24 protein-coding genes are annotated in these 25,362 nt (G+C 66.5%); 11 read left to right on the top strand and 13 right to left on the bottom strand.

Features of this window, described 5'->3' with window-relative positions:
• Positions 1–9: 9 nt before the first annotated feature.
• A complete protein-coding gene (locus tag ACTRWB_RS24500; RefSeq protein WP_446903418.1) occupies positions 10–894 on the bottom strand; it encodes a transcriptional regulator GcvA in 885 nt (294 codons plus the stop codon).
• Positions 895–990: 96 nt separating this feature from the next.
• Here ACTRWB_RS24500 and ACTRWB_RS24495 point away from each other — a divergent pair, with 96 nt between their 5' ends.
• Complete coding sequence (locus ACTRWB_RS24495) at positions 991–1,614, top strand: chromate transporter (protein ID WP_446903417.1); 624 nt, start codon at positions 991–993, stop codon at positions 1,612–1,614.
• Complete coding sequence (locus ACTRWB_RS24490) at positions 1,614–2,141, top strand: chromate transporter (RefSeq protein WP_065499028.1); 528 nt, start codon at positions 1,614–1,616, stop codon at positions 2,139–2,141. Before ACTRWB_RS24495 ends, ACTRWB_RS24490 begins: the two co-directional genes overlap by 1 nt.
• Before the next feature lie 49 nt (positions 2,142–2,190).
• Here the strand turns inward: ACTRWB_RS24490 and ACTRWB_RS24485 are convergent, their stop codons facing one another.
• The gene (locus ACTRWB_RS24485) at positions 2,191–2,529 is read right to left on the bottom strand and encodes a hypothetical protein (RefSeq protein ID WP_446903416.1); all 339 of its coding nucleotides are present in this window, start codon (positions 2,527–2,529) and stop codon (positions 2,191–2,193) included.
• A gap of 289 nt (positions 2,530–2,818) precedes the next feature.
• On the opposite strand from ACTRWB_RS24485, the gene ACTRWB_RS24480 reads away from it, so the two are divergent.
• The 7 genes from ACTRWB_RS24480 to ACTRWB_RS24450 all read left to right on the top strand — a co-directional run bounded on the left by ACTRWB_RS24480 (position 2,819) and on the right by ACTRWB_RS24450 (position 9,791).
• Positions 2,819–3,532 (top strand): YoaK family protein, encoded by a 714-nt coding sequence (locus ACTRWB_RS24480; RefSeq protein ID WP_419685445.1) that lies wholly within the window; start codon positions 2,819–2,821, stop codon positions 3,530–3,532.
• Between the two features lie 453 nt (positions 3,533–3,985).
• The gene (locus ACTRWB_RS24475; RefSeq protein WP_048248353.1) at positions 3,986–5,107 is read left to right on the top strand and encodes a porin; all 1,122 of its coding nucleotides are present in this window, start codon (positions 3,986–3,988) and stop codon (positions 5,105–5,107) included.
• A gap of 376 nt (positions 5,108–5,483) precedes the next feature.
• Positions 5,484–5,714, top strand: a complete 231-nt coding sequence (locus ACTRWB_RS24470; protein WP_048248366.1) for a hypothetical protein — start codon at positions 5,484–5,486, stop codon at positions 5,712–5,714.
• A 244-nt stretch (positions 5,715–5,958) separates the two neighbouring features.
• Complete coding sequence (gene gor / locus ACTRWB_RS24465) at positions 5,959–7,314, top strand: glutathione-disulfide reductase (RefSeq protein ID WP_446903415.1); 1,356 nt, start codon at positions 5,959–5,961, stop codon at positions 7,312–7,314.
• Between the two features lie 591 nt (positions 7,315–7,905).
• Positions 7,906–8,577, top strand: a complete 672-nt coding sequence (locus tag ACTRWB_RS24460; RefSeq protein ID WP_446903490.1) for a CsgG/HfaB family protein — start codon at positions 7,906–7,908, stop codon at positions 8,575–8,577.
• Positions 8,578–8,671: 94 nt separating this feature from the next.
• A complete protein-coding gene (locus tag ACTRWB_RS24455; protein WP_193099329.1) occupies positions 8,672–9,115 on the top strand; it encodes a DUF4810 domain-containing protein in 444 nt (147 codons plus the stop codon).
• A 10-nt stretch (positions 9,116–9,125) separates the two neighbouring features.
• A complete protein-coding gene (locus ACTRWB_RS24450; protein WP_048248357.1) occupies positions 9,126–9,791 on the top strand; it encodes a DUF799 domain-containing protein in 666 nt (221 codons plus the stop codon).
• Positions 9,792–9,912: 121 nt separating this feature from the next.
• On the opposite strand, the gene ACTRWB_RS24445 is transcribed toward ACTRWB_RS24450, so the two are convergent.
• From ACTRWB_RS24445 to ACTRWB_RS24395, 11 genes are all read right to left on the bottom strand, one after another.
• Positions 9,913–11,214, bottom strand: a complete 1,302-nt coding sequence (locus ACTRWB_RS24445; RefSeq protein WP_446903414.1) for an NAD(P)/FAD-dependent oxidoreductase — start codon at positions 11,212–11,214, stop codon at positions 9,913–9,915.
• Positions 11,215–11,239: 25 nt separating this feature from the next.
• Positions 11,240–12,544, bottom strand: coding sequence for an NAD(P)/FAD-dependent oxidoreductase (locus ACTRWB_RS24440; RefSeq protein WP_446903413.1), 1,305 nt, complete (start codon positions 12,542–12,544; stop codon positions 11,240–11,242).
• 108 nt (positions 12,545–12,652) lie between these two features.
• A complete protein-coding gene (locus ACTRWB_RS24435; RefSeq protein WP_446903412.1) occupies positions 12,653–14,227 on the bottom strand; it encodes a DUF3138 family protein in 1,575 nt (524 codons plus the stop codon).
• 101 nt (positions 14,228–14,328) lie between these two features.
• Positions 14,329–15,168, bottom strand: coding sequence for an ABC transporter permease subunit (locus ACTRWB_RS24430; protein WP_048252093.1), 840 nt, complete (start codon positions 15,166–15,168; stop codon positions 14,329–14,331).
• Positions 15,165–16,151 carry an ABC transporter permease subunit gene (locus tag ACTRWB_RS24425; protein WP_446903411.1) on the bottom strand — a complete coding sequence of 329 codons (987 nt, stop codon included), beginning with the start codon at positions 16,149–16,151 and terminating at the stop codon, positions 15,165–15,167. The genes ACTRWB_RS24430 and ACTRWB_RS24425 overlap by 4 nt, the downstream gene beginning before the upstream one ends.
• A gap of 10 nt (positions 16,152–16,161) precedes the next feature.
• On the bottom strand, positions 16,162–17,316 hold the full coding sequence (locus ACTRWB_RS24420; protein ID WP_129513150.1) for an ABC transporter ATP-binding protein: 1,155 nt from the start codon (positions 17,314–17,316) through the stop codon (positions 16,162–16,164).
• A 188-nt stretch (positions 17,317–17,504) separates the two neighbouring features.
• Positions 17,505–18,620, bottom strand: a complete 1,116-nt coding sequence (locus ACTRWB_RS24415) for a polyamine ABC transporter substrate-binding protein (protein WP_129514708.1) — start codon at positions 18,618–18,620, stop codon at positions 17,505–17,507.
• A 61-nt stretch (positions 18,621–18,681) separates the two neighbouring features.
• On the bottom strand, positions 18,682–20,115 hold the full coding sequence (locus tag ACTRWB_RS24410; RefSeq protein ID WP_446903410.1) for an aspartate aminotransferase family protein: 1,434 nt from the start codon (positions 20,113–20,115) through the stop codon (positions 18,682–18,684).
• 35 nt (positions 20,116–20,150) lie between these two features.
• Positions 20,151–21,488, bottom strand: coding sequence for a glutamine synthetase family protein (locus ACTRWB_RS24405; protein WP_129513148.1), 1,338 nt, complete (start codon positions 21,486–21,488; stop codon positions 20,151–20,153).
• A gap of 28 nt (positions 21,489–21,516) precedes the next feature.
• Positions 21,517–22,302 (bottom strand): gamma-glutamyl-gamma-aminobutyrate hydrolase family protein, encoded by a 786-nt coding sequence (locus ACTRWB_RS24400; protein WP_343492584.1) that lies wholly within the window; start codon positions 22,300–22,302, stop codon positions 21,517–21,519.
• A gap of 283 nt (positions 22,303–22,585) precedes the next feature.
• Positions 22,586–22,810 carry a hypothetical protein gene (locus ACTRWB_RS24395; protein WP_072437498.1) on the bottom strand — a complete coding sequence of 75 codons (225 nt, stop codon included), beginning with the start codon at positions 22,808–22,810 and terminating at the stop codon, positions 22,586–22,588.
• A 413-nt stretch (positions 22,811–23,223) separates the two neighbouring features.
• Here ACTRWB_RS24395 and ACTRWB_RS24390 point away from each other — a divergent pair, with 413 nt between their 5' ends.
• The gene (locus tag ACTRWB_RS24390) at positions 23,224–23,775 is read left to right on the top strand and encodes a cupin domain-containing protein (RefSeq protein ID WP_129513146.1); all 552 of its coding nucleotides are present in this window, start codon (positions 23,224–23,226) and stop codon (positions 23,773–23,775) included.
• Positions 23,776–23,863: 88 nt separating this feature from the next.
• The gene (locus ACTRWB_RS24385) at positions 23,864–25,354 is read left to right on the top strand and encodes an aldehyde dehydrogenase (protein WP_446903409.1); all 1,491 of its coding nucleotides are present in this window, start codon (positions 23,864–23,866) and stop codon (positions 25,352–25,354) included.
• The last annotated feature ends 8 nt before the right edge of the window (positions 25,355–25,362 follow it).

Below are 25,362 nucleotides of genomic sequence, written 5' to 3'. Positions count from 1 at the left end.
GGCGCGCACTCACGCGCCGGTATTGGACTGCGCCTGCAGCCACGCGCAGAACTGCGCGACGAGCGGATCGTCGGCCGGCGCGCGCGGCGCGATCCACCAGTAGCTGCGGGTCGCGATGCGCGGCCCGTCGAGCGGCATCACGAGCCGGCCGCTCGCGAGTTCGTCGTCGATCAGCGGCAACGGGCCGAGCGCGACGCCGAGCCCGTCGACGGCCGCCTGCAGCGCCAGGTAGAAGTGGTCGAACGACTGGCGCTTGCGCCCCCTCATCGTCACGCCGGCCGCCGCGAACCAGTCGCGCCAGCCCTCCGGCCGTGTGTCCGAATGCAGCAGCACGTGCCGTGCGAGGTCGTCCGCGCGCGCGATCGGCGTGCGCTTGAGCAGCGCAGGGCTGCAGACCGGAATCACGCTTTCGTCGAGGAAGTGGCCGCTCGTGCAGTTCGGCCAGTGGCCGGGGCCGCGGCGGATCGCGACATCGAAGCCGTCGAGCGCGTCGAGCGGCGCGTTCGACGTCGACAGCTTCAGCTCGACGTTCGGCACGTCGCGCTGGAACCGCGACAGGCGCGGCAGCAGCCATTTCATCGCGAAGGTCGGCAGCGCGTTGATGCGCAGCACGCGCGCCGCGCCGGTGTTGCGCAACTGCTCGGTCGCGTGCGCGATGCTGTCGAACGCGGCGCGCACGGTGTCCAGGTAGCGGCGGCCTTCGTCGGTGAGCTTCACGCGCTTGCCGTAGCGGTGGAACACCGGCTTGCCGAGCCAGGCCTCGAACCCGGCGATCTGCCGGCTGATGGCACCGTGGGTCACATGCAGCTCGTCGCCGGCGGCGCTGAAGCTTTCATGTCGTGCCGCGGCTTCAAAGGCCCGAAGCGCGGAAAAGGGCGGGAGATCGCGTGCCATGCTTGTGATTCTAGATCACAAGGACGCGTCGATAAAATCGTTTTGCCGGATTCCTGAACGGCGGTAATCTCGGCTGACCGTTTGATGAGGAGCCCCATGCAATCCGTTTCCCCGCCGCCTGCCGCGTCACCCCGCAGCGTCGGCCTCGTCGAGCTGTTCACCGGCTTCCTGTCGCTCGGCCTCATGTCGTTCGGCGGTGCGCTGCCGTTCGCGCGTCGTACGATCGTCGACGAGCGCAAGTGGCTCTCCGCCGACGAATTCACCGATCTGCTCGGCCTGTGCCAGTTCCTGCCGGGCGGCAACGTGATCAACCTGTCGGTCGCCGTCGGCATGCGCTTTCGTGGTGTCGCCGGCGCGTTCGCCGGCATTCTCGGGCTGATCGCGGGCCCGACGCTCGTCGTCGTCGCGCTCGGCGTGCTGTACGCGAAGACGCAGAACGATCCGCACGTGCAGCACCTGTTCGCGGGGCTCGCGGCCGCGGCTGCCGGGCTGCTCGTCGCGATGGCCGTGAAGGTCGCGAAGCAGCTGCGGCATGCGCGCACGGCGGCCGGTATCGCGGCACTCGCGTTCGTCGCGATCGCGGTGCTGCGCATGCCTTTGCTGACCACGATGCTGGTGCTGACGCCCGTCAGCGTGTGGCTCGCGTCGCGGCGTCGCGATGCGGGCACGCCACGGCCGGCGCCGGCTGCCGCGCGCGACGCGCAGCACGGAGGCCGGTGATGAACGACACGCTGGTCGCGATCGCGACGATTTTCAGCCAGCTGTCGCTGCTGGCGTTCGGCGGCGGCAACACGATCCTGCCGGAGATGCAGCGGCAGGTGGTCGACGTGCATCACTGGATGAGCGCGCACGAGTTCACCGCGCTGTTCGCGCTGGCGCAGGCGGCGCCCGGGCCGAACATGATGATCGTGTCGCTGGTCGGCTGGCACGTGGCCGGCTGGGCCGGGCTGCTCGTCGCGTCGCTCGCGAAGTTCGGGCCGTCGTCGATCGTCACCGTGCTCGCGCTGCATGCGTGGGAACGCTTTCGCGACCGGCCGTGGCGTCGTTACGTGCAGCAGGGGATGATGCCCGTCACGGCCGGGCTCGTCGCGGCGAGCGCGGTGCTGATCTCCGAGGCGTCGAACCGTACGGCGATCCAGTGGGGCATCACGGCCGCGTGCGCGGTGCTCGCATGGCGCACGCGCATCCATCCGCTGTGGCTGCTCGCGGGCGGCGCGCTGATCGGGCTCACGGGCATCGGGCAGTGAGCCGCCGTGCCGCCGGCCGTTGCCGGTTGCGATCGCCGGCCATGGCAGGCTACTGCGGCGCCGGCAGGTCGCTGTTCACCATCCCGAGCAGCCGGCCGCGCTCGCTGTAGACGTCGTCCGTCGTTGTCGGCCAGTCGACCACGTATCCCGCCTCGAGCGCATCGCGCATGATCGTGCCGTAATCGGCCTTCGCGAGTCTGCCGCCGCGCAACGCGTCGGCCACCTCGTGCTTCAGCTTCGGCGTGAACGACGGATAGGCCGCCACCAGCGCCGCATACTGGCGCGCATCGATCTCGCCCGATTCGCGGTTGAACGCCCAGACGGCCACCAGCACGATCGCGGCGAGCGGGATGACGGTAAAGCGCAGGAAGAACTTCGCGAGTGTCATTCGAAGGCTCGATGAAGAGGCGCGGGGCGGCGATCGGCTCCAGGCGGGCCGTAATCGGCCCGCAACCGGCCCGGTATACTCGGCCGGTCCGTCGGCGGCGAAACCCGCCCGGACGACACGTTCCCGCCGGGCGATACGCGGCGGCAATCCGCACCCTGACGGCGAGCATTATATTGGCGCGCGGCAAGCGGCGAGGCCCGGCCGCGCAGCGCCGACGGCATCCCGCGCCGGCCGGCGGGACTGAATTTCGCACCGCCCGCCGTGCGCGGCGCGCACCACGGGAGGATCGATGGATCTCGACGGCGCCAGCCGCAATCTCACTGTCGCCGCGTTGCTGACGCTGTCCGGCGGTTACCTCGACGCGTACACGTACGTCGGCCACGGCCACGTGTTCGCGAACACGATGACCGGCAACGTCGCGCTGCTCGGCATCAACCTGTCGGCCGGCGAATGGGCCGCCGCGCTGCATCACGTGCCGCCGCTCGTCGGCTTCGTGATCGCGGTGTTCGTCGCACACCTGCTCGGCCTCGCCGCGCAGCGCGGCTGGATGCGGCACACGGCGTTCGCGTGCCTGATCGTCGAGATCGCGTTTCTCTGCGTCGCGGCGAGCGGCCTCGTCGGCGCATCGAGCGCCTGGCTGATTCCGGGTATCTCGTTCGTCGCGACGCTGCAGACGCTGTCGTTCACCCATCTCGAGGAACTGTCGTACACGTCGGTGATGACGACCGGCAACCTGCGGCGCGCCGCGCAGAAGCTGTTCGTCGGTTTGATCCCGCGCTACGACGCGGGCGCGCTGCACGACTCGGCGCTGCTCGCGACGATCAGCTTCTGCTTCCTGGCCGGCGCGGTGGCCGGCGGCCTCGTGACGCGGCTCGTGCCGGACATCGCGCTGTGGGGCGCGGTGCTGCTGCTCGTCGGCGCATTCGCGGAGATCGTGCGGCGTGCGTGGCGTCGCGCGGGGAACGGCGGCGATGGCGACGGCGAGGCCGCGCAAACGGCCTGACCGCACGCTTCACGCGGCAGCCGTTGGCGCCGCGTTCCGTCGTCACCGATTCATCGATCCATTGTTGTTCCGCCGGCGCACCCCGACGCGGGCCGGTCGCACTGGCCGCGCCCGTTGTCGGTATGCGCGGCATCTTCCGGTTGCGTTCGATCGCGCGGGCCGGCCCGCCACGATACCGCTTTCACCGCGCCGCACCATCGCCGATCCTTACAGCGCGGCACGCAAATGCCGATGGCCTCGCGACCCGTGGCGTCGCCGCGTCAGGCAAGCCCGGCGCGGGAAACGTTGTTCCCGGGCGACAGTCGCGCCATTACGGCGCGTTTCAATTTCTTTCAGCGAAGGCACTCGTCATATGATTCAGGCCACATCGCGTGCGCCATGAACGTGCGCGATCGCCACCCGGCTGCGCACGCGGCCGGCAATGAACGGAGACACCTACAAAAAGGAAAGCTCATGAAGCAGACCACCCGACTCGCAGCCATCGCAGGGGGCGCCGCGCTCGCATTCGCCAGCCAGTACGCGGCGGCACAAAGCTCGGTCACGCTGTGGGGCGTCGCCGACGTCAGCGTCCGTTACCTGACCAACGCGAACGCCAAGAACGACGGCCTGCTGTCGATGACCAACGGCGCGATCACCAACAGCCGCTTCGGCATCTACGGCACGGAAGACCTCGGCAGCGGCCTGAAGGCCGTGTTCAACCTCGAAAGCGGCGTGAACCTGCAGAACGGCGCATTCGCCGACAGCGGCCGCCTGTTCAACCGTGCGGCATACGTCGGCCTGCAGAGCCCGTACGGCACGGTGACCCTCGGTCGCCAGAAGACGCCGCTGTTCGACCTGCTGTCGGACACCTACGATCCGCTGACGGTCGGCAACTACCTCGAGAACGCATGGCTGCCGGTTGCACTCGGCGGCGGCCTGTATGCGGACAACCAGATCAAGTACACGGGCAAGTTCGCGGGCCTGACCGCGAAGGCGATGTACTCGACCGGCACCAACTACGAATCGACCGGCGCCGGCGGCTTCTCGGGCCAGATTCCGGGTTCGCTCGGCAAGGGCAACGCATGGGGCGTGTCGCTGTCGTACGTGATGGGTCCGCTCAGCATCGCGGCCGGCGCGCAGCAGAACAGCGACAACTCGGCGCGCAAGCAGACGATCTACCACGCGAACGTCGTGTACGCGTTCAGCAAGGCGAAGGTCTATGCCGGCTACCTGCGCTCGAAGGACGACACGGGCTTCGTCGACAGCCTGCTCGCACAGCAGACGATTCCGGTCGCGAAGGGCACCGGCCGGATCGACGACGGTCCGTTCGCGGGCGTGAGCTGGCAGGTCAGCACGCCGCTGACGCTGACGGGCGCGTTCTACTACGACCACATGCGCAATGCGATGACCGCGAACGGCACGCTCGCGAGCGGCAACCGCTATGCGGTCGTCGGCATCGCCGAGTACGCGCTGAGCAAGCGCACCGAAGTCTACGGCACCGTCGACTTCAACAAGACGAACGGCGCGGCGAACGTCGAGCTGCCGGGTCGCAGCAACCAGACCGGCATCGCGATCGGCCTGCGCAATATCTTCTGACGAACGTCGGAACACGTGCGCCGGCATCTGTCTGGCACGCATCGAAGAGGCTCCGCAAGGGGCCTCTTTTTTTTCGTCACGCGGCCTTCATATGCGCGCACGACTATTCAGCGATCGCTCCATCACGCAATGCCCGCGCCGTAAGCCATCCGTCGGCAATCCAGAACATACTTTTACAGTACGCGCGTAGGCTTTCCGCTACGCTGCGTGCATCGCCCGTTGCGTGCCGTCGTGCGCGCGCGTGCGCTGTTCCGGCAGGCGCTCGGCGAGCGCGGCCGGCCTGGTGCGTAACTTGTGTATCCGGTGATGACAATCGCGGTGCGCCGGTTTTTTTCGTGGGACGATGCGCTCACGATTTTCTTGAAAGGGGATGACGATGGGTATCCTGAACACGGTAGGTGAAATCGCTGGCGCAGTGGCGGCTGTCGAAGGCGCGGAAAAGCTGGATCCGGATGCGGGTCTGCTGACCAAGGCGGCAGCGGCCGTCGCCGGCTTCAAGGGCGCCGAGGCAGTCGAAGGCCTGCTCGAGAAGAAGAAGGAAGACCAGCCCGAGCAGCAGGCAGACGATACGCAGGCGACGGACGGCAGCGACACGTCGCAGGCATGAGCATGGCGGCTGGTCCGGCCGCGGGCGCGCACTTCGCGCGCCCGGGCGGACCGGTGCCGCGCGGCCGGCAGGTCGGGCATGCGGTCGATCGGTGACGCATGACACACCCGGCAGCTGGGTTGACCGGCGAGAGGCAATGTCTCTCGCCGTTTTTTATTGGGCGCGCGCCGGGTCGTACCGCGGCCCGCAAGAATTCCGGAATCTTGCTATCGTGCCGTCATCCGAACTGCGATGAGGCAATGCGATGGATTTCGACTACGACCTGTTCGTCATCGGGGCCGGCTCGGGCGGCGTGAGGCTCGCGCGGATGTCGGCGTCATACGGCGCGCGCGTCGGCATAGCGGAACAGGAGCAGATCGGCGGCACCTGCGTGCTGCGCGGCTGCATTCCGAAGAAGCTGCTCGTCTACGCATCGCACTACCCGCACGAAGTCGAGGACGCGAAGGGCTTCGGCTGGACCTTCGGCGCCGGCACGCTCGACTGGTCCGCGCTGATCGCCGCGAAGGATCGCGAGATCAATCGGCTGAGCGACATCTACATCAGCCTGCTGCGGCAATCGGGCGTCGACATGCACGCGGGGCGCGCGACGCTCGTCGATGCGCACACGGTCGCCATCGGCGAGCGCACGATTCGTGCGCGCCACATCGCGATCGCCACCGGCTCGCGTCCGTCGCTGCCGCCGCGGCCCGGCATCGAGCATGCGATCACGTCGCGCGAGGCGCTGTCGCTCGCGACGCTGCCCAAGCGTATCGCGGTGGTGGGCGGCGGTTATATCGCGGTCGAGTTCGCGGGCATCTTCAACGGCTTCGGCAGCCACGTCGACCTGTTCTATCGTGGCGAGAAAATCCTGCGCGGCTTCGATGACGACGTGCGTCAGTTCCTGACCGACGAGATGACGAAGCAGGGCGTCACGATCCATTCGCGCGCGGTGGTCGAATCGATTTCCCGCGCGGACGACGGCACGCTGAGCGTGCGCGTCGGCGACGCGCGGCACGGGCCGTACGACGCGGTGCTCTATGCGACCGGCCGCGTGCCGAACGTCGACGGGCTCGGACTCGAACAGGCGGGCGTCATGCTCGACGCACGTGGTGCGATCGCCGTCGATGCGTATTCGGCGACGTCGGTTGCGTCGATCCATGCGATCGGCGACGTTACGTCGCGTCCGCAGCTCACGCCGGTGGCGACACGCGACGGCGGGCTGCTTGCGCGGACGCTGTTCGGCGGGTCACGCGTCGCGGCCGATCACGCATGGGTGCCGTCGGCCGTGTTCAGCCAGCCCGAGGTCGCGACGGTCGGCCTCACCGAAGCGGATGCGCGTCGCACGCACGGCGACGTCGACATCTACCGCACGTCGTTCAAGGCACTGCGCCATACGCTGTCGGGCCGCGACGAGCGCACGATGATGAAGCTCGTCGTCGCGCGCGACAGCCAGCGCGTGATCGGCGCGCACATGGTCGGCCGCGACGCGGGCGAGATCATCCAGGGCATCGCGATCGCGATTCGCGCGGGCGCGACGAAGGCGCAGTTCGACGACACGATCGGCATCCATCCGACTGCGGCCGAGGAGTTCGTGACGATGCGGCAGAAGGTGGCCGACTAGCGGGAAGGGCGCGCGCGTCTGCACGCGCGCGTGCGGCCGGATTGCGTATTGGCCGGGATACTGCTTTTTGCGTGGCAGGGCCCGACGATATTCGGCGATTATTTTCGAGATATTGGTAATCCGGGCTGACTGCGCGGGCAATATGTCTCGATATTGACGGATCGGCGCCCCGTTCGCCGCCGCAACCAAAGAAAATCGCCGCACTCGGGTTATATACAGGCGAAGCATTTATCTACAGGGCATTCCGCCTGATTCGGCCGCGCATTTCATATAGATACGAAAATCGTCAACTATTATCAAGATTGCCCGTCTCAATAATCAGGCTTGATATGATCGCGAAAAATCATATACGGGGCCGATCATGCGCGATCAACAGCGCAGTAACCAGCGTCACGATGTAACCGGCGCGCGCGAGCCTGTCGCGCACTGCGTCGTCCATCCGCTTTTTGCCGCAACACATCGGTTGCGCATTCCACTTCTTCACATCTAGCTATCGCCGGCCCGGCGATGAGTTCGCGTGCGCGCGCATCGCGCCGATGCACGCGCACCCGTTCCGGGCAATCTTTCCACGCAAGGAGACCAGCAGTGAACATTCAGACACGACGCACCGTTCTCGTGGTGGCAGCGGTTGTCGCAGCGCTGTCCGGCTGCGCGACCGAATCGTCGCGCACGCTCGACGTGCCGGCCGTGAGCAGCGCGCAGAAGCCGTATGCAGGCAAGCGTGTCGCGATCGCGGTCGGCAAGTTCGACAACCGCTCGAGCTACATGCGCGGCATCTTCTCGGACGGCATCGACCGCCTCGGCGGACAAGCGAAGACGATCCTCGTCACGCGCCTGCAGCAGAGCCGGCGCTTCAACGTGCTCGATCGCGAGAACCTCGACGAGATCAAGCAGGAAGCCGGCTTCATGAAGAAGGCGCAAGCCGTGAAGGGCGCGAACTACGTGGTGACGGGCGACGTGACCGAGTTCGGCCGCAAGGACGTCGGCGATCACCAGCTGTTCGGCATCCTCGGCCGCGGCAAGACGCAGGTCGCGTACGCGAAGGTCAACCTGAACATCGTCGACACGACGACGTCGGAAGTCGTGGCATCGAGCCAGGGCGCCGGCGAGTTCAGCCTGTCGAATCGCGAGGTGATCGGCTTCGGCGGCACGGCGGGATACGACTCGACGCTGAACGGCAAGGTGCTGGACCTCGCGATCCAGGAAGCCGTGAACCATCTGGCCGAGCAGGTTGACGCCGGGGCGCTGAAGGTACCGCAGTAAGTACCGCAGCGAGTATCGAAGGACGTGCCGCAGCGGGCGCCGGGGCCGGCGTCGCGCTCGAGCGATTCACCACGACATCAAAAGAGAAAAGACCATGAAACGGGGTATCTGGCTGCCGGCGACGGCCGCCGCATTGCTGCTCGCCGGCTGCGCGAGCTCGCCGCCGCCGCTCTATCAGTGGACGGGCTATCAGCCACAGGTGTACGAATACTTCAAGGGGCAGAAGTCGCCGCAGGAGCAGATCGACGCGCTCGAAAAAGCGTTGCAGGACATCCGCGGGAAGGGCCATACGCCGCCGCCGGGCTTCCATGCGCATCTCGGGATGCTGTACGCGAGCGTCGGCAACGAGCAGCAGGCCGAGCAGGAACTGCAGGCCGAGAAGCAGTTGTTCCCGGAATCGTCGACCTACATGGATTTCCTGCTGAAGAAGAAGACCGGCGCGGCGAAACCCGCGGATCAGAAGGCTGCCGGCCAGAAGGGGGCCGACCAGACGATCGCCGGGCAGAAGAACGCCGATTCGAACCCCGCCAAACAGTGACGCGCCCGCCATGTTCAAGACACTTTCATTCAAGCTGATGTCCGTGCTGTCGATCGTCGCGCTGCTGAGCGCGTGCGCGCAGCCGGTGAAACGGCCCGATTACACGGCGTTCAAGAAGAGCCAGCCGCGCTCGATTCTCGTGCTGCCGCCCGTCAACGAGACCTCCGACGTCGGCGCGACCTACGGGATGCTGTCGCAGATGACGCTGCCGCTCGCCGAGTCCGGCTATTACGTCGTGCCGGTCGCGGTGATGGACGAGACCTTCAAGCAGAACGGCCTGACCAACGCGGCCGAGATCCAGGAGACGCCGCCCGCGAAGCTGCGCGAGATCTTCGGCGCGGACGCCGCGCTGTATTCGAAGGTTTCGAAATACGGCACCGTGTACCGGATCCTCGCGAGCGCGACGGTCGTGTCCGCGTCGGCGAAGCTCGTCGACCTGCGCACGGGCGACGTGCTGTGGCAGGGCAGCGCCAGCGCGGCCAGTGACGAAGGCGGTAACAGCGGCGGTGGCGGCCTGATCGGGATGCTCGTGACGGCAGCGGTCAAGCAGATCGCGAACACGCTGATGGACCAGAGCCACGATGTCGCCGCGTTTACGAGCGGACGGCTGCTGATGGCAGGGCCGCCAAGCGGCCTGCTGTACGGTCCGCACTCGCCGAAGTACGGCACCGACTGAACGGCGCGGGCGCCGCATCGAAGCCCCGCCATCCGATCGAACGGCCGCGCGAACGCGCGGCCGTTTTGCATGGTCGCGCCGCTGCGTTCGCCGCCCGCATCGCGCCGCTGCCTCGTAACGCTCAATGCACGCCGAACGCGTCGAGCAGCCGGTACCAGCTCATCGCGAGCACCAGCGCCGGCGTGCGCAGCGCCGCGCCGCCCGGGAAGTCGCGATGCCGGATCTTGTCGAACAGGTCGAAGCGGCTCGCCTGCCCGTCGATCGCCTCGGCGATCAGCTTGCCCGCGAGCGCGGTCGTGTTCACGCCGTGCCCGGAAAAGCCCTGCGCGAAGTACATCGTCGGCGCGACGCGGCCGAAGTGCGGCGCGCGGTTCATCGTGATGTCGACGAAGCCGCCCCATGCGTAGTCGACCTTCACATCCGCGAGCTGCGGGAACGTCTTCAGCATGTCCTGGCGCATCGCTTCCGCGAGATCGCGCGGCTCGCGCGTCGAATAGCTGACCTTGCCGCCCCACACGAGCCGCGTGTCGGGGGCCGGCCGGAAATAGTCGAGTACGAAGCGGCTGTCGCAGATCGCCGCACGCGCGGGCATCAGCGCGGCGGCGCGCGCTTCGCCGAGCGGCTCGGTCGCGATCACGTAGGTGCCGACCGGCATGATCTTCTTCGACAACGCGGGCGCGAGCGTACCGACGTAGGTATTGCACGCGAGCACGACGAAGCGCGCGCGGACGTTGCCGCCGCTCGTCTCGACGACGTGGCCGCCCGCGACGTCGCGCACGCGCGTCACGCAGCTGTCCTCGTGGATGCGCACGCCCGCGCCGGTCGCCGCGCGTGCGAGGCCGAGCGTGTAGTTGAGCGGATGGAGGTGGCCGCTGTCGGGGTCGTACAGGCCGCCGCAATAGCGCGCGGACTGCACGTAGTCGCCGAGCTCGTCGGCTTCGACGAAATGGAAACGGTCATAGCCGAAGCGCTTCGCGGCTTCGTCGCGCCAGCGCTTCAGCGCATCGGCGTCGCGCTCGGTGTTCGCGGCGGTCAGGTAGCCGGGCACCAGCGCGCAATCGATGTCGTGTTGCGCGATCCGCGACTTCACGAGCGACAGCGTTTCGAGCCCCATGTCCCAGATGCGCTTCACGTCGCCTTCCGGCATGAATTGCCCGAACGTGTCGATGTCGCACGCGAAGCCGCCGATCAACTGGCCGCCGTTGCGGCCGCTCGCTGCCCATCCGACCCGCGACGCTTCGAGCACGGTCACCGAATGGCCGCGCTCGGCGAGGTTGAGCGCGGCGGACAGGCCCGTGAGGCCCGCGCCGATCACGCACACGTCGGCGTCGATCGTGCCGGCGAGCGGCGCGTGGCGGGTCGTATCGTTGGCGGTCGCCGCGTAGTAGGACGCGACGTGCGGCTGGTTGGCTAATGTCTGCATATTTAGGATGACAGATAAAGTGGGCTCAGAACAGCTCGCGCACGCGGTGGTACAGCATCCCGAGTTCGAGCGCGGGTTGCCGCCATGCGTCGCCGCCGGGGAAGCGCCGGTGGCGCACGCGCGCGAACAGGTCGAACGCGCGCGTGTCGCCTGCGATCGCGCCGGCGACCGCACGTCCGGCGATGCCGGTGAGCGCGACGCCGTGCCCGCTGAAGCCCTGGACGTAGAAGAAGTTCGGATCGAGCGTGCCGAAGTCGGGTGCGCGGTTGCGCGTGACGTCGACGAAGCCGCCCCATGCGTGGTCAACGCGTACGTCGCCGAGCTGCGGGAACACGCCGACCATGCGCTGCCGGATCGTTTCGGCGAGCGTGGCGGGCGACGCGCCGGCCGAGTTCGCGCGGCCGCCGAACAGCATCCGGTGGTCGGCCGACAGCCGGAAGTAGTCGAGGAAGAAGTTGTTGTCGCACACAGCTTCGCGCTGGGCGATCAGCACATCGGCGCGCGCCTGGCCGAGCGGCTCGGTCGCGATGATGTACGACGCGATCGGCGCGATGCGGGCGGCGGTCGCGGCGGGCAGCACGCCGCCCGGGCCCGCGTTGCAGCACGACACGACGAAGCGGCAGCGCACCTCGCCCGACGGCGTGCGCACGACGGGCCGCGCGCCGCGCACGACATCGAGCGCGGGCGTGTGCGCATACAGCGCGACACCTTCGCGGCGCGCCGCATCGGCGAGGCCGAGGCAGTACTTGAGCGGATGCAGGTGGCCCGACAGCGGATCGTGCACACCGGCCAGGTAGCGCGTCGATGCGATGCGCGCGCGGATCTCGCCGGTGTCGAGCCACGCGAGCGACGGATGGCCCCAGCGCGACGTCGCGGCGTCCATCCACGCGCGCAGGTCGTCGATGCGGCGCGGCTTCGTCGCGACCGTCAGGTAGCCGCGCGTGAAGTCGCAGTCGATCCCGTAGTGCGCGATCCGCTCGGCGATCAGCGCGACGCCGTCGAGCGATAGCGACCACGCGGCGCGCGCGCCGTCGGCGCCGAGCTGCCGCTCGATCTCCTCGTCCTTCGCGAAGCCAGTGATCGCCTGTCCGCCGTTGCGGCCCGACGCACCCCAGCCGGGCCGGTGCGCATCGATGACCGCGACGGACAGCCCGCGCGCGCGACAGTCGAGCGCGGTCGACAGGCCCGCGAAGCCGGCGCCGATCACGCAGACGTCGACGTCGATCGTGTCGTCGAGCACCGGGTCGTCAACCACGGGCCGCGTGGCCGTCGCTTCGTAGTACGAGTCGCGCGCGAGCGCATCGGCGCGGAGGGTGAAAGACTGCGTCATCAAACCGACTCCCTCGAAAAGGCTGCCACGGCCGCGACTTGCCGGCAGCCGCCCTTGAAAATGGCGCGGGACGCCGTGCGCGCGGCACGGCGTCCCGCGTGTGCTGCGTCAGAACGAATAGATGAACTGCGTCGCGAGCAGGTCGTTGGACTTGCTGTACGAACCGTCGTTGCGCAGGAACACCTTGTTGTTCGCCCAGTCGTGCCGGTATTCGACCTTCACGGTGATCTGCTGGGTCGGATAGAACAGCAGGTCGAGCGCAACGTCCTGACGGATCGCGCCCTTGCACTCGAAGCCGAGGCCACCGCCGGCCTTCGACGTCGCGAGGCAATCCGAATCGACGCCGAAGCCGTTGTTCGGATCCATCCCGTTGCCGTTCAGCGAGATGCCGCCACCGCCGCCGCCGTTCTTGCTGTTCACGAGTGCATCGTAGCGCAGCGTGACGCCCATGCGGCCGACCACCGGCGCGTTGAACTTGCGGTGCGCGAGCAGCGACAGCCCGTACCACTGAGCAAGCCCGCCGTTGAACGCCGCATGATCCTGCCGGCCGTAGTCGACTTCGGCGTTGTACTGGATGTCGGCGAGCGTGTAGGTCGCGTCAAGCTCGCCGAAGAAGAACGAGCCATACGCGCTCGGCGCGTTGCCGCCCGGGCCGTAGTGCACGACGCCGTTCGAATCGATCGCGCTCGACAGCGTCTGGCGGCCGATGTTGAACGATCCGCCGATGTCGAGCGCGCTCGACCACGTGTAGTCCGCACGCGCGGTGAAGGTCGGCACCTTGTTGCTGGTGCTGATCGGGTCGCCGAGCGCATTGGTGCCGGTCTGCGTGACCGAGCCGTAGGTGCGGTACTGCTCGTTGCCGACGAAGAACTTCCACGCCCAGTTGCCCTTCGTGTAGTTCGCACCGGCACCGATGTAGCTGCCCGGATCGGAGAAGTCGTACAGCAGGTTGTGCGTGAGCGTGAGCATCTGGTTCGACTGCTGCACCTCGTAGCCGCCGAAGCTCGGGATCAGGCCGGCCACGAGTGTCGTCTCGGCCGTGATCGGCACGTTGACGACCGCCGTGTTCAGGATGTTGTTGCCGATGTTGCCGCGCGAGTTCTGCAGCAGCGTGATGCCGTTGCCGCGGTTCGGCATCAGCGTGATTTCCGCCGACGGCGCCATCGGGCCGACGCCGAACGTCTTCTTGATGTCGAGGTAGAGATCGCCGAACGTGCTGTTGAAGTAGTTGTACGCGCTCTCGTGGTTCGCGAACAGGAACGACGACGTGCCGGCCGCGCGGTTGTAGATGTAGGTCGGATCGATGTAGCCCGTCACCGACAGGCCGGCGAGCGGGCCCGTGTTGGCCGCGTCCGTCAGCGAGTCGACCTTCAGCTGCTGGTTCGCGATCTGCTGCTTCATTTCGCCGACCTCGTCGTTGGTCAGCGTGGCCTGCGCCTTGCCGTAATCCGGCGAGCCCGGATCGACGGCCACCGCGACCGGCGCCGCGCCGGCCTTCGCACCGGCCTGCGCGACGGCGCCGCCGCCCGGCTTCGCGGTGAGCTGCGCCTGCATGGCCTTCATCTGTTTCTGCAGCGCCGCGACCTGCGCCTGCAGCGCCTTGATCTCGGCTGATGTCGAGTCGGCCAGCGCGATGCCCGGCAACGCGCCGGCCACCAGCAGGCAGATCAGTTTCTTCTTCATTGCGGATTCTCCTTGTCGTGCGCCTGTCAAAGTGCGATCGGTTTGCGCGCCGCATCACGCGGCGCGCGGGTCTTGTTATCGATGAAAGGGAAAGGGGAGGGTCACGCCACCGCGAACGCCGCCTTCATGTCGGCCACCCGGCGCCGTTCGCGCGCGATCATCATCCGGTTCACGACGATCACGCCGATCGTCACGGCCGTGATGAACAGCGTCGCCAGTGCATTCATCTCCGGGTTCAGCCCGAGCCGCACGCGCGAGAACACCACCAGCGGCAGCGTCGTCGACCCCGGCCCCGACAGGAACGCCGACAGCACCAGGTCGTCGATCGACAGCGTGAACGACAGCAGCCAACCCGACAGCAGCGCCTGCGAGATCAGCGGCAGCGTCACCACGAAGAACACCTTCAGCGGCGTCGCGCCCAGATCGAGCGCCGCCTCCTCCAGCGACTTGTTCATCTCCTTCACGCGCGACTGCACGATGATCGCCACGTACGACACGCACAGCATCACGTGACCGATCCAGATCGTCAGCATCCCGCGCCCCTTCGGCCAGCCGAACATCTGCTCCAGCGCCACGAACAGCAGCAGCAGCGAGATGCCCTGGATCACTTCCGGAATCACCAGCGGCGCGTTGATCATCCCCGTGTACAGCGTGAAGCCCTTGAAGCGGCCGAAGCGCGCGAGCACGAAGCCCGCCCACGTGCCGATCACGACCGACGCGGTGGCCGTCAGCAGGCCGATCTTCAGCGACAGCCACGCGGCCGTCAGCAGCTCGTCGTCCTCCAGCAGCGCCGCGTACCACTTCAGCGAGAAGCCCGACCACACCGTCACCAGCTTCGACTCGTTGAACGAGTACACGACCAGGCTGATGATCGGGATGTACAGGAACAGGAAGCCGAAGGCGAGGACGCCCGTCGACAGCGGTTTGCTCGGCTTGATCATTTCGCTTCCTCCAGTTCCTTGACCTGGTAGTACTGGAACAGCGCCATCGGCACCAGCAGCAGCATCACCATCGCGACCGTCACCGCGGACGCCATCGGCCAGTCCATGTTGTTGAAGAATTCATCCCACATCACGCGGCCGATCATCAGCGTGTCGGCACCGCCGAGCAGTTCCGGAATCACGTACTCGCCCACCGCCGGGATGAACACCAGCAGGCTGCCGGCGATGATCCCGTTCTTCGACAGCGGCAGCGTGATCCGCGTGAACGCGACCCACGGCTTCGCGCCCAGGTCGTACGCGGCTTCGAGCAGCGTCAGGTCCATCTTCACCAGGTGCGCGTACAGCGGCATCACCATGAACGGCAGGTACGAATAGACCATCCCGATGTAGACGCCCGCATCGCTGTGATACAGCCGCAGCGGCGTGTGGATGATGCCGAGCGCGATCAGCGTGTGGTTCAGCAGGCCGTCGTCCTTCAGGATGCCGATCCAGGCGTACACGCGGATCAGGAACGAGGTCCAGAACGGCAGCATCACGGCCATCATCAGCACGTTGCGGCGGTTCGGCTCCGAGCGGGCGATGTAGTACGCCATCGGGTAGCCGATCAGCAGGCACAGCACGGTCGACACGGCGGCCATCTTCAGCGAGCTGAGGTAGGTCGCGATGTACAGGTCGTCCTGCAGCAGGAACGCGTAGTGCGACAGCTGCAGCGCGAAGTGCACGACGCCGTCCTTGAACTCGACGAGCGACGTGTACGGCGGGATGCCCATCACCTGGTCGGCGAAGCTGATCTTCAGCACCAGCACGAACGGCAGCGCGAAGAAGACCGCGAGCCACAGGAACGGCACGCCGATCGCGACGCTGCGGCCCGACGGCAGCAACCGCGACAGCGCGGCGAAGCGGCCCGGGCGGGCCCGGCCGGCGCCGGTGCTCGTGGCGCCGGGCGACACCGGCGTGGACGGAGTGGAAGCAGAGGTTCTCATCGTGTCGTCCTCATTGCGTCAGCACGACGCCGCTGGCCGGCGACCACGACACGAACACGTCGTCGTTCCACGCCGGGGCCGTGTCGCTCATCAGGTGCGAGCTCGACAGGTTCGACACGACCGTCTTCCCGCTCGGCAGGCGCACGTGATACAGCGAATAGCTGCCCATGTACGCGATGTCGGTCACGACGCCGCGCGCCCAGTTGTGCTTCGAACCCGGCTTCTCGCGCGACACGTGCACGCGTTCCGGGCGCACCGAGATGCCGACCGGCATCCCGAGCGGGCCGGTGATGCCGTGGCTCACGTACATGCGTGCTTCGAGGTCGTCGCTTTCGACGAAGATGTGATCGGGCTCGTCCTCGACGACACGGCCTTCGAACAGGTTGGTCGAGCCGATGAATTCGGCGGAGAAGCGGCTGTTCGGAAACTCGTACACCTCGCCCGGCGCACCGATCTGCACGATCTTGCCTTCGCTCATCACCGCGAGGCGGCTGGCCATCGTCATCGCCTCTTCCTGATCGTGCGTGACCATCACGCAGGTCACGTCGACTTTGTCGATGATGTTCACGAGTTCGAGCTGGGTTTTCTGGCGGATCTTCTTGTCGAGCGCGGACATCGGCTCGTCGAGCAGCAGCAGCTTCGGGCGCTTGACCAGCGAGCGAGCCAGCGCGACGCGCTGCTGCTGGCCGCCGGAGAGCTGATGCGGCTTGCGCTGCGCGTACTTGCTCATCTGCACGAGCGCGAGCGCGTCGGCCACGCGTTCCTTGATTTCGTTCTTCGGTGTGCCTTCCTGCTTCAGGCCGAACGCGACGTTCGATTCGACCGACATGTGCGGGAACAGCGCGTACGACTGGAACATCATGTTCACGGGGCGGCGGTACGGCGGCAGCGCCGCGAGGTCCTCGCCGTCGACGAAGATCTTGCCGGAGGTGGCCGTTTCCAGCCCGGCAAGCATGCGCAGCAGCGTGGACTTGCCGCAGCCCGAGCTGCCGAGCAGCGCGAACAGCTCGTTCTTCGCGATCGTCAGGTTCACGTTGTCGACGGCCGTGCTGTCGCCGAATTTCTTCACGACGTTTTCGATTCGCACGAAGGCGTCGTTTTGCGTACGGGGCGCGGCGGCCGGTTGGGTCTGTCGTGCAGCAGCGGAAGAGGGTATCGATTGCATGGGAGTCACCATTCGTTCTTCACGGATTGCAGGCGTGAGCGTCCCCGCGCGAGGCGCGCAACGCGACTCGCGGACAACGGCTCGTGCCGGATGGAACAGTGCGCGCGGCGCGCGCGGGCGGACGGAGGTCCGCGAATCTCAGGCGGGCAGGCGTGGAGCGATGCCTGCGCCGCCGTGATGCCTGGCGATCAGTGGCCGGTCTTCAGCTGCGCCCACAGGCGGTTCTGGAGACGCAGGATGTCGGCCGGCATCGGCTTCATCAGCACCATCTTCTTCAGCACGTCTTCAGGCGGGTAGACGGTCGGGTCCTGCGCGACGCCCGGCGTGACGAACTGGTGCGCGGCCTTGTTCGCGGTCGGGTAGAACACCGTGTTGGTGATCGCCGCGTTGACCTTCGGATCGGAAATGTAGTTGATCCACTTCAGTGCAGCCTCGGGGTGCGGCGCATCCTTCGGGATCACCATCACGTCGAACCACAGCAGGCCGCCTTCCTTCGGGTTCGAGAACTTGATGTCGTACGAGCGCTTCGCTTCGGACGAGCGGCGATGCGCGATGCCGACGTCGCCCGACCAGCCGAGCGCGACGCACACGTCGTTGTTCGCGAGGTCGTTGATGTAGCCGGACGAGTTGAATTGGGTGATGTACGGGCGGACTTTCTTCAGGACTTCGAATGCAGCCTGGTAATCGCCGGGGTTCTTGCTGTTCGGATCCTTGCCCATGTATTGCAGCGTGGCGGCGAACACGTCGACGGCCTGGTCGAGGAACGACACGCCGCAGCCCTTCAGCTTCTCCATGTTGGCCGGGTCGAACACCAGTGCCCAGCTGTCGACGGGCGCCTTGTCGCCGAGTGCCTTCTTCACTGCCTGCGCGTTGTAGCCGATGCCGTCCGTGCCGTAGGCCCAGGGGACACCGTACTGGTTGCCCGGATCGGCATCCGAGATCATCTTCATCAGCAGCGGATCGAGGTTCGCGAGGTTCGGCAGCTTCGACTTGTCGAGCTTCTGGTACACGCCGGCCTGGATCTGCTTGGCCATGTAGTTCGACGTCGGCACGACGATGTCGTAACCCGAACTGCCGGCAAGCAGCTTCGCCTGAAGCGTGTCGTCGCTGTCGTAGTTGTCGTACTTGACGTGGATGCCCGTCTGCTTCTGGAAGTTCGGGATCGTGTCCGGCGCGATGTAGTCGGACCAGTTGTAGACATTCAGGTCCTCGGCATGCGCCGATGGGCTGGCGACTGACGTGAACGCTGCCGCGGCGGCGAGGGCGGCAACAGAACAGGCTTGGCGAAGAAAGCAGGCACGCATGGTGGAATTCCCCTGGTTATGGCGGCGTGCGGCGCCCGCCGCACGCCTATAGGCAAAGCCGTTACGAAATACCCAGTTGCTGGGCGGTTGCATCGACGGCCTTCTTCGCCTTCGACACGAGTTCATCGATTTCCGGACGCGAAATCACGAGCGGCGGCGACAGCAGCATCCGGTCGCCGGTCGCACGCATGATCAGGTTGCCGTTGAAGCAGAAGTCGCGGCAGATCGTGCCGACGTCGCCGCCGTTCGCGAAGCGGCGGCGTTCAGCCGGCGCTTCGGACAACTGCAGGCTCGCGACGAGGCCATGGCCATGCACTTCGCCGATGATCGGGTGACGCGCGAAGGTTTCGCGCATCAGCGCCTGGAAGTACGGGCCGGTGTCGTTCTTCACGCGCTCGACGATCCCTTCGTCGCGCAGCAGCTTCAGGTTAGCGACCGCGACGGCCGCCGCGACCGGGTGCCCCGAGTACGTGAGGCCGTGGTTGAATTCGCCGTTGTCGATGATCGGGCGTGCAACACGCTCGTGGATACCGACCGCCCCCATCGGCACATAACCCGACGTGAGGCCCTTCGCCATCGTGATCAGATCCGGCTCGAAACCGAAGTGCTGGTGTGCGAACCATTCGCCAGTGCGGCCGAACCCGCCGATCACTTCGTCGGCGACGAGCAGGATGTCGTACTTGCGGCAGATCCGCTGGATTTCCGGCCAGTACGTCGACGGCGGGAAGATCACGCCGCCCGCGCCCTGGAACGGCTCGCCGATGAACGCCGCGACGTTCTCCGCGCCGAGCTCGAGAATCTTCGCTTCGAGCTGCTGCGCCCGTGCGAGACCAAACGCTTCCGGCGTTTCGCCCGGCTGCGCTTCGCCGAAGAAATACGGCTGATCGATATGCACGATGTGCTCGACCTTCGACGGCATCTGCTCGTGCATGTAGCCCATCCCGCCGAGCGTGCCGCCGGCGATCGTCGAGCCGTGGTAACCGTTCTTGCGCGAGATCACAACCTTCTTCTGCGGCTTGCCCTGCACGCGCCAGTACTGGTGCACGAGGCGCAGCACGGTGTCGTTGCCTTCCGAGCCGCTGTTGCAATAGAAGAAGTGGTTGAAGCCGGCAGGCGTCACTTCCGCGAGCATCGCGGAAAGCTCGATCACCGGCGGGTGCGTCGTCTTGAAGAACGTGTTGTAGAACGGCAGTTCCTGCAGCTGGCGATACGCGGCATCGGCGAGTTCCTTGCGGCCGTAGCCGACGTTCACGCACCAGAGGCCGGCCATCCCGTCGATGACCTTGTTGCCGTCCGAGTCCCACAGGTAGACGCCGTCGGCCTTCACGATCACGCGGCTGCCCGCGCGGTTCAGCGCGCCCATGTCCGAGAACGGGTGGATGTGGTGCGCGGCGTCGAGCGCGCGGTATTCGGCGGTCGAGCGTGCCTGCGTCGCGCGCGGCGCGGCAGCCGGCGCGGCCGGCTGGATCCAGGCAGATTCGTTGCGGTAAGTCATGTTTCCTCCGTGATTCCGTATGCGGTTGTGCGCGCTTAGACGTGCAGCAGCAGATGGCGGCGTTCCCACGAGCTGATCACGCGGAAGAACGCTTCATATTCGGTTTCCTTCAGCGCGAAATACGCCTTCAGGAACTTGTGGCCGAGGATCTCGCCGAGCGGCTCGCACGCGGCCATCAGCGTCAGCCCTTCCTCGAGGTTGCGCGGCAATTGGTACGGCAAGTCGTAGCCGTCGCTCACGAGCGGCTCGGTCGGCTCCAGGCGCTGCGTCATGCCGAGGTAGCCGGCTGCGAGCGTCGCGGCGAGCGCGAGGTACGGGTTGCAGTCGACGCCCGGGATGCGGTTCTCGATACGGCGTGCCGACGGGCCCGAGTGCGGGATGCGGAAGCCGACCGTGCGGTTGTCGTAACCCCACTGCACGTTGATCGGTGCAGCCATGAAGCGCGACAGCCGGCGATACGAGTTGATGTACGGCGCGAAGATCGGCATCAGTGCCGGCGTGTACTTCTGCAGCCCCGCGAGGTAGTTGTAGAACATCGACGTCGCGCCGCCCGTCTCCTGCGACGTGAACAGGTTCTGGCCCGTTTCCTCGTCGACGATGCTCTGGTGCACGTGCATCGCGGAACCCGGCTCGTCTTCCATCGGCTTGGCCATGAACGTCGCGTACATGTTGTGACGCAGCGCGGCCTCGCGCACCGTGCGCTTGAACAGGAACACCTGGTCGGCCAGCGACAGCGCGTCGCCGTGCATGAAGTTGATCTCCATCTGCGCGGCGCCGACTTCGTGGATCAGCGTGTCGATGTCGAGGTTCTGCGCTTCGCAGTATTCGTAGATGTCCTCGAACAGCGGATCGAACTCGTTGACGGCCTCGATCGAATACGACTGACGGCCCGTTTCGGGGCGGCCCGTGCGGCCGACCGGCGGGCGCAGCGGCAGGTCGGGGTCCTTGTTCATGTCGACCAGGTAGAACTCGAGCTCCGGTGCGACCACCGGTTTCCAGCCCTTCGCCTTGTACAGGTCGAGCACGCGGCGCAGCACGTAGCGCGGCGAGATCTCGACCGGCGAGCCGTCGAAGTGCACGCAGTCGTGGATCACCTGCGCGGTCGGGTCGGTGGCCCACGGGATCAGGCGGATCGTCGATTCATCGGGCACGCACACCATGTCGGGGTCGGTCACGCCGGTCAGCGAGCCGTCTTCCGGATATTCGCCGGTGACGGTCTGCACCATCACGGCCTGCGGCAGGCGCATCGATTCGCCGGACGTGAACTTGTTGCGCGGCGTGATCTTGCCGCGCGCGATACCGGCCATGTCGGGAATGATCGCCTCGACTTCGGTGATCCGGTGTTGTTTCAGAAAACTTTCGATATCTTGCATGTCTGTTCTCGTTGTTTGGTCGGCGCGCTCAGGCGAGCGCGGCAGCGGCCAGGGTTCGCGTGCGGGCATTCCGGCGGGCGCGGCATGCGTCGCCGAAGGCGCGGAAGATCGCGCTCGACAGCGGGTCATGCGCATGCCGCCATTCCGGATGCCACTGCACGGCGAGTGCGAAAGCGGGGGCATCGACGACGCTCACGGCCTCGACCAGGCCGTCCGGCGCGACAGCCTCGACGGCGAGGCCGGAGCCGAGCTGCGCGATGCCTTGCTTGTGCAGCGAGTTCACGTTCACTTCGTCGCGGCCGCCGGCGAGCGCATGCAGCTTGCCGCCGGGCGTCAGGTGCACGACGTGCGCGGGGCCGTATTGCGTGTCCATCGGCGCGGCGTCGTCCTCGCGGTGATCGGCGAGGCCCGGCACTTCATGCACGCGCTGGTGCAGCGTGCCGCCGCAGACGACGTTCAGCTCCTGGAAGCCGCGGCAGACGGCGAGCACCGGCACGCCCGCGGCGATCGCCGCGCGCAGCAGCGGCAGCGTCGTCGCATCGCGGGCCGGGTCGTGTTTCGTGCCGGGCGCGCTCGGCTCGCCGCCGTACAGGTGCGGCTCGACGTTCGAGTAGCTGCCGGTAAACAGCAGGCCGTCGACCGTGTCGAGGATGTCGTCGACCGACTGGCGCTCGCCGAGTGCAGGCAGCACCATCGCGAGCGCCTGCGCACCGTCGACGATCGCGGCGACGTATTTGTCGCCGACCGTATGCGACGCGTGCGCGCCGATTTGCGTGAGGTCGGCGGTGATGCCGACGAGGGGTTTCCTTTCCATGACGTCAATCAGTTATCCAGAGGACTGCTGCATGCGCGTTGCCCGATTCGACAAAACGCAGGCGCGCAGCCGCCCCGCAGCCTGGCGAACAGCGCAAGGCCGCTGGTGAATGGGCGCAGCGGGATGACGTGGCGATCCGCGCTGCGCGCGACGATCAGGCCGTCGTTCGTTGGGTTGCGATACGCGACGCGGCAACGAATGCGCGAACGCGTTCCGTCACCGCATGGACCTTGCGGTTGGCGAATCAGCAGACAAAACGAACGACGTAAAGAAAGGAGAGGCGCTACGGCAGCAGCGACGCCACTTCGTCGGTATCGACGGCGACGAATGCGCGTGCGGATACGGCGTTGTGACGCCGAACGGAACGACGGGACAGGATGGTGTAGATCGACAGATGCTGCAGGCGAGGACTATGCCAGCCGCAACTGCCATCGGAAGGGGACGCCGCGCTGCGCGAACTTCGCGCCACGCTTCGATCCCACCTCACCAGAGGGCCACGGACTCTCACGATTACACTCGACTGGGTTGTTGAAAGTATTGAACACCCGACCTTCTCGACGCGCTGGGCGTTTAAAATAATCAAGGCGCCGGTTACGCGTCATTTACATTGATGGGCATCAATTTTTGCGTTGCAGTAACGCGTTTTGCTGCCTATGAAAACTAAATGACGCTGACCTGAGAGCCAGCATATACGAGCCAAAAACGGCGTCAAATGTTTTTTAACGGTCCTGCATCAGGGGTTTCCCGAGCAGTGCGAACAAAAGATTCGCAACTGGAATGATCCGCGGCGTGTTCATTATTTCGAACGCCTTTCAGGGTTTTCCCCGTTAATACGCGGCATAAAGTGATTAGAATATTCAACGGCTGTCCACTGCGTCGTTTCACTTTGTCATCGCACTTATCGTGTCCGAAACCGAATCGATGTCCACCGAAGTCGCCGAGCGCCTGCGTTACGTGCGCAACAAGCATGGCCTGTCGCAACGTGAACTCGCGAAGCGGGCCGGCGTGACCAACGGCACGATCTCGCTGATCGAACAGGGCCGCGTGAGCCCGTCGGTCGGCTCGCTGAAGAAGTTGCTCGAATGCATACCGATGAGTCTCGCGGAGTTCTTCACGTTCGAGCTCGTCGAATCGCGCTCGGTCGTGTCGCGTCGCGACGACATGCCGAACCTCGGCAACGACACGCTCGCGTTTCATCTGGTCGGCGCGAGCGTGAAGGACCGCAACATGTGCATCCTGCGCGAGATCTACCAGCCGCACGCCGATACGGGGCCCGAGATGCTCGTGCACGCGGGGCACGAGGGCGGCGTTGTCGTGTCGGGTCGGCTCGAGCTGACCGTCGACGGCGCGACGTGGCTGCTCGACCCTGGAGACGGCTACTACTTCGAGAGCCGTTTACCGCACCGTTTTCGCAATCCCAGCGCGGAACTGATCTGCGAGGTCGTCTCGGCCAATTCGCCGGCGACCTTCTGACCGCGCACCACCGCATTCGCTGACGGCCGGCCGCGCATCGGGCGCGCGGCGTGTCGCATCGCGAATGTCACAACATTGAGGCATCCTGATGAACAAGTTGACTTTGGCTGACTGGCAGGACAAGGCGGCGTCGCTCAAGATCGAAGGGCGCGCATTCATCGACGGCGCGTCGCGCGACGCGCACGGCGGCAAGACGTTCGACTGCGTGAGCCCGATCGACGGCCGCGTGTTGACGAAGGTCGCCGATTGCGGCGAAGCCGATGTGAACGCGGCCGTCGCGGCCGCGCGCCGCGCGTTCGATGCGGGCGTGTGGGCCGGCCTGAATCCGCGTGCGCGCAAAGCGGTGCTGCTGCGCTGGGCCGCGCTGATGCGCGAGCATCTCGACGAGCTGTCGCTGCTCGAGACGCTCGACGCGGGCAAGCCGATCGGCGACACGACGACGGTCGACGTGCCGGGCGCCGCGTACTGCGTCGAATGGTTCGCGGAAGCCATCGACAAGGTCGGCGGCGAGGTCGCGCCGGCCGATCATCATCTCGTCGGTCTCGTCACGCGCGAGCCGGTCGGCGTGGTGGCGGCCGTCGTGCCGTGGAACTTCCCGATCCTGATGGCCGCGTGGAAGTTCGGTCCCGCGCTGGCGGCCGGCAACAGCGTCGTGCTGAAGCCGTCGGAGAAATCGCCGCTGACCGCGATCCGCGTCGCGCAACTCGCATATGAAGCCGGCATCCCGGCCGGCGTGTTCAACGTCGTGCCGGGCGCGGGCGAACCCGGCAAGCTGCTCGCGCTGCATCGCGACGTCGACTGCATCGCGTTCACGGGATCGACGGCGGTCGGCAAGCTGATCATGCAGTACGCCGCGCAATCGAACCTGAAGCGCGCGTGGCTCGAACTCGGCGGCAAGTCGCCGAACATCGTGCTGCCCGATTGCCCCGATCTCGACCGCGCCGCGCAGACAGCGGCCGGCGCGATCTTCTACAACATGGGCGAGATGTGCACGGCCGGCTCGCGGCTGCTCGTGCATCGCGACATCAAGGACGCGTTCATCGAGAAGCTCGTGGCGGCCGCGCGCGCTTACGTGCCCGGCAATCCGCTCGATCCGTCGGTGTCGATGGGCGCGATCGTCGACGGTATCCAGCTCGAGCGCGTGCTTGGCTACATCGAGGCAGGGCGCAGCGAAGGCAAGCTCGTCACGGGCGGTGCGCGCGTGAAGGAGGAAACCGGCGGCTTCTACGTCGAGCCGACGGTGTTCGAGGTGAAGCACGATGCGAAGATCGCGCGCGAGGAGATCTTCGGGCCCGTGTTGTCGGTGATCGTGTTCGACGACGTCGACGAGGCCGTGCGGATCGCGAACGACACCGAATACGGGCTCGCCGCGGCGGTGTGGACGTCGAACCTGACGACCGCGCACGACGTGTCGCGCCGCTTGCGCGCGGGTACGGTGTGGGTGAATTGCTACGACGAGGGCGGCGACATGAACTTCCCGTTCGGCGGCTACAAGCAGTCGGGCAACGGCCGCGACAAGTCGCTGCACGCGCTCGAGAAGTACACCGAGCTGAAGTCGACGCTCATCCGGCTGCGCTGACGCGCTAC

This window comes from Burkholderia sp. YIM B11467, from assembly GCF_052952715.1.
The sequence above is the reverse complement of the archived record's forward strand: the minus strand, read 5'-3'. Positions and strand labels throughout refer to the sequence as shown.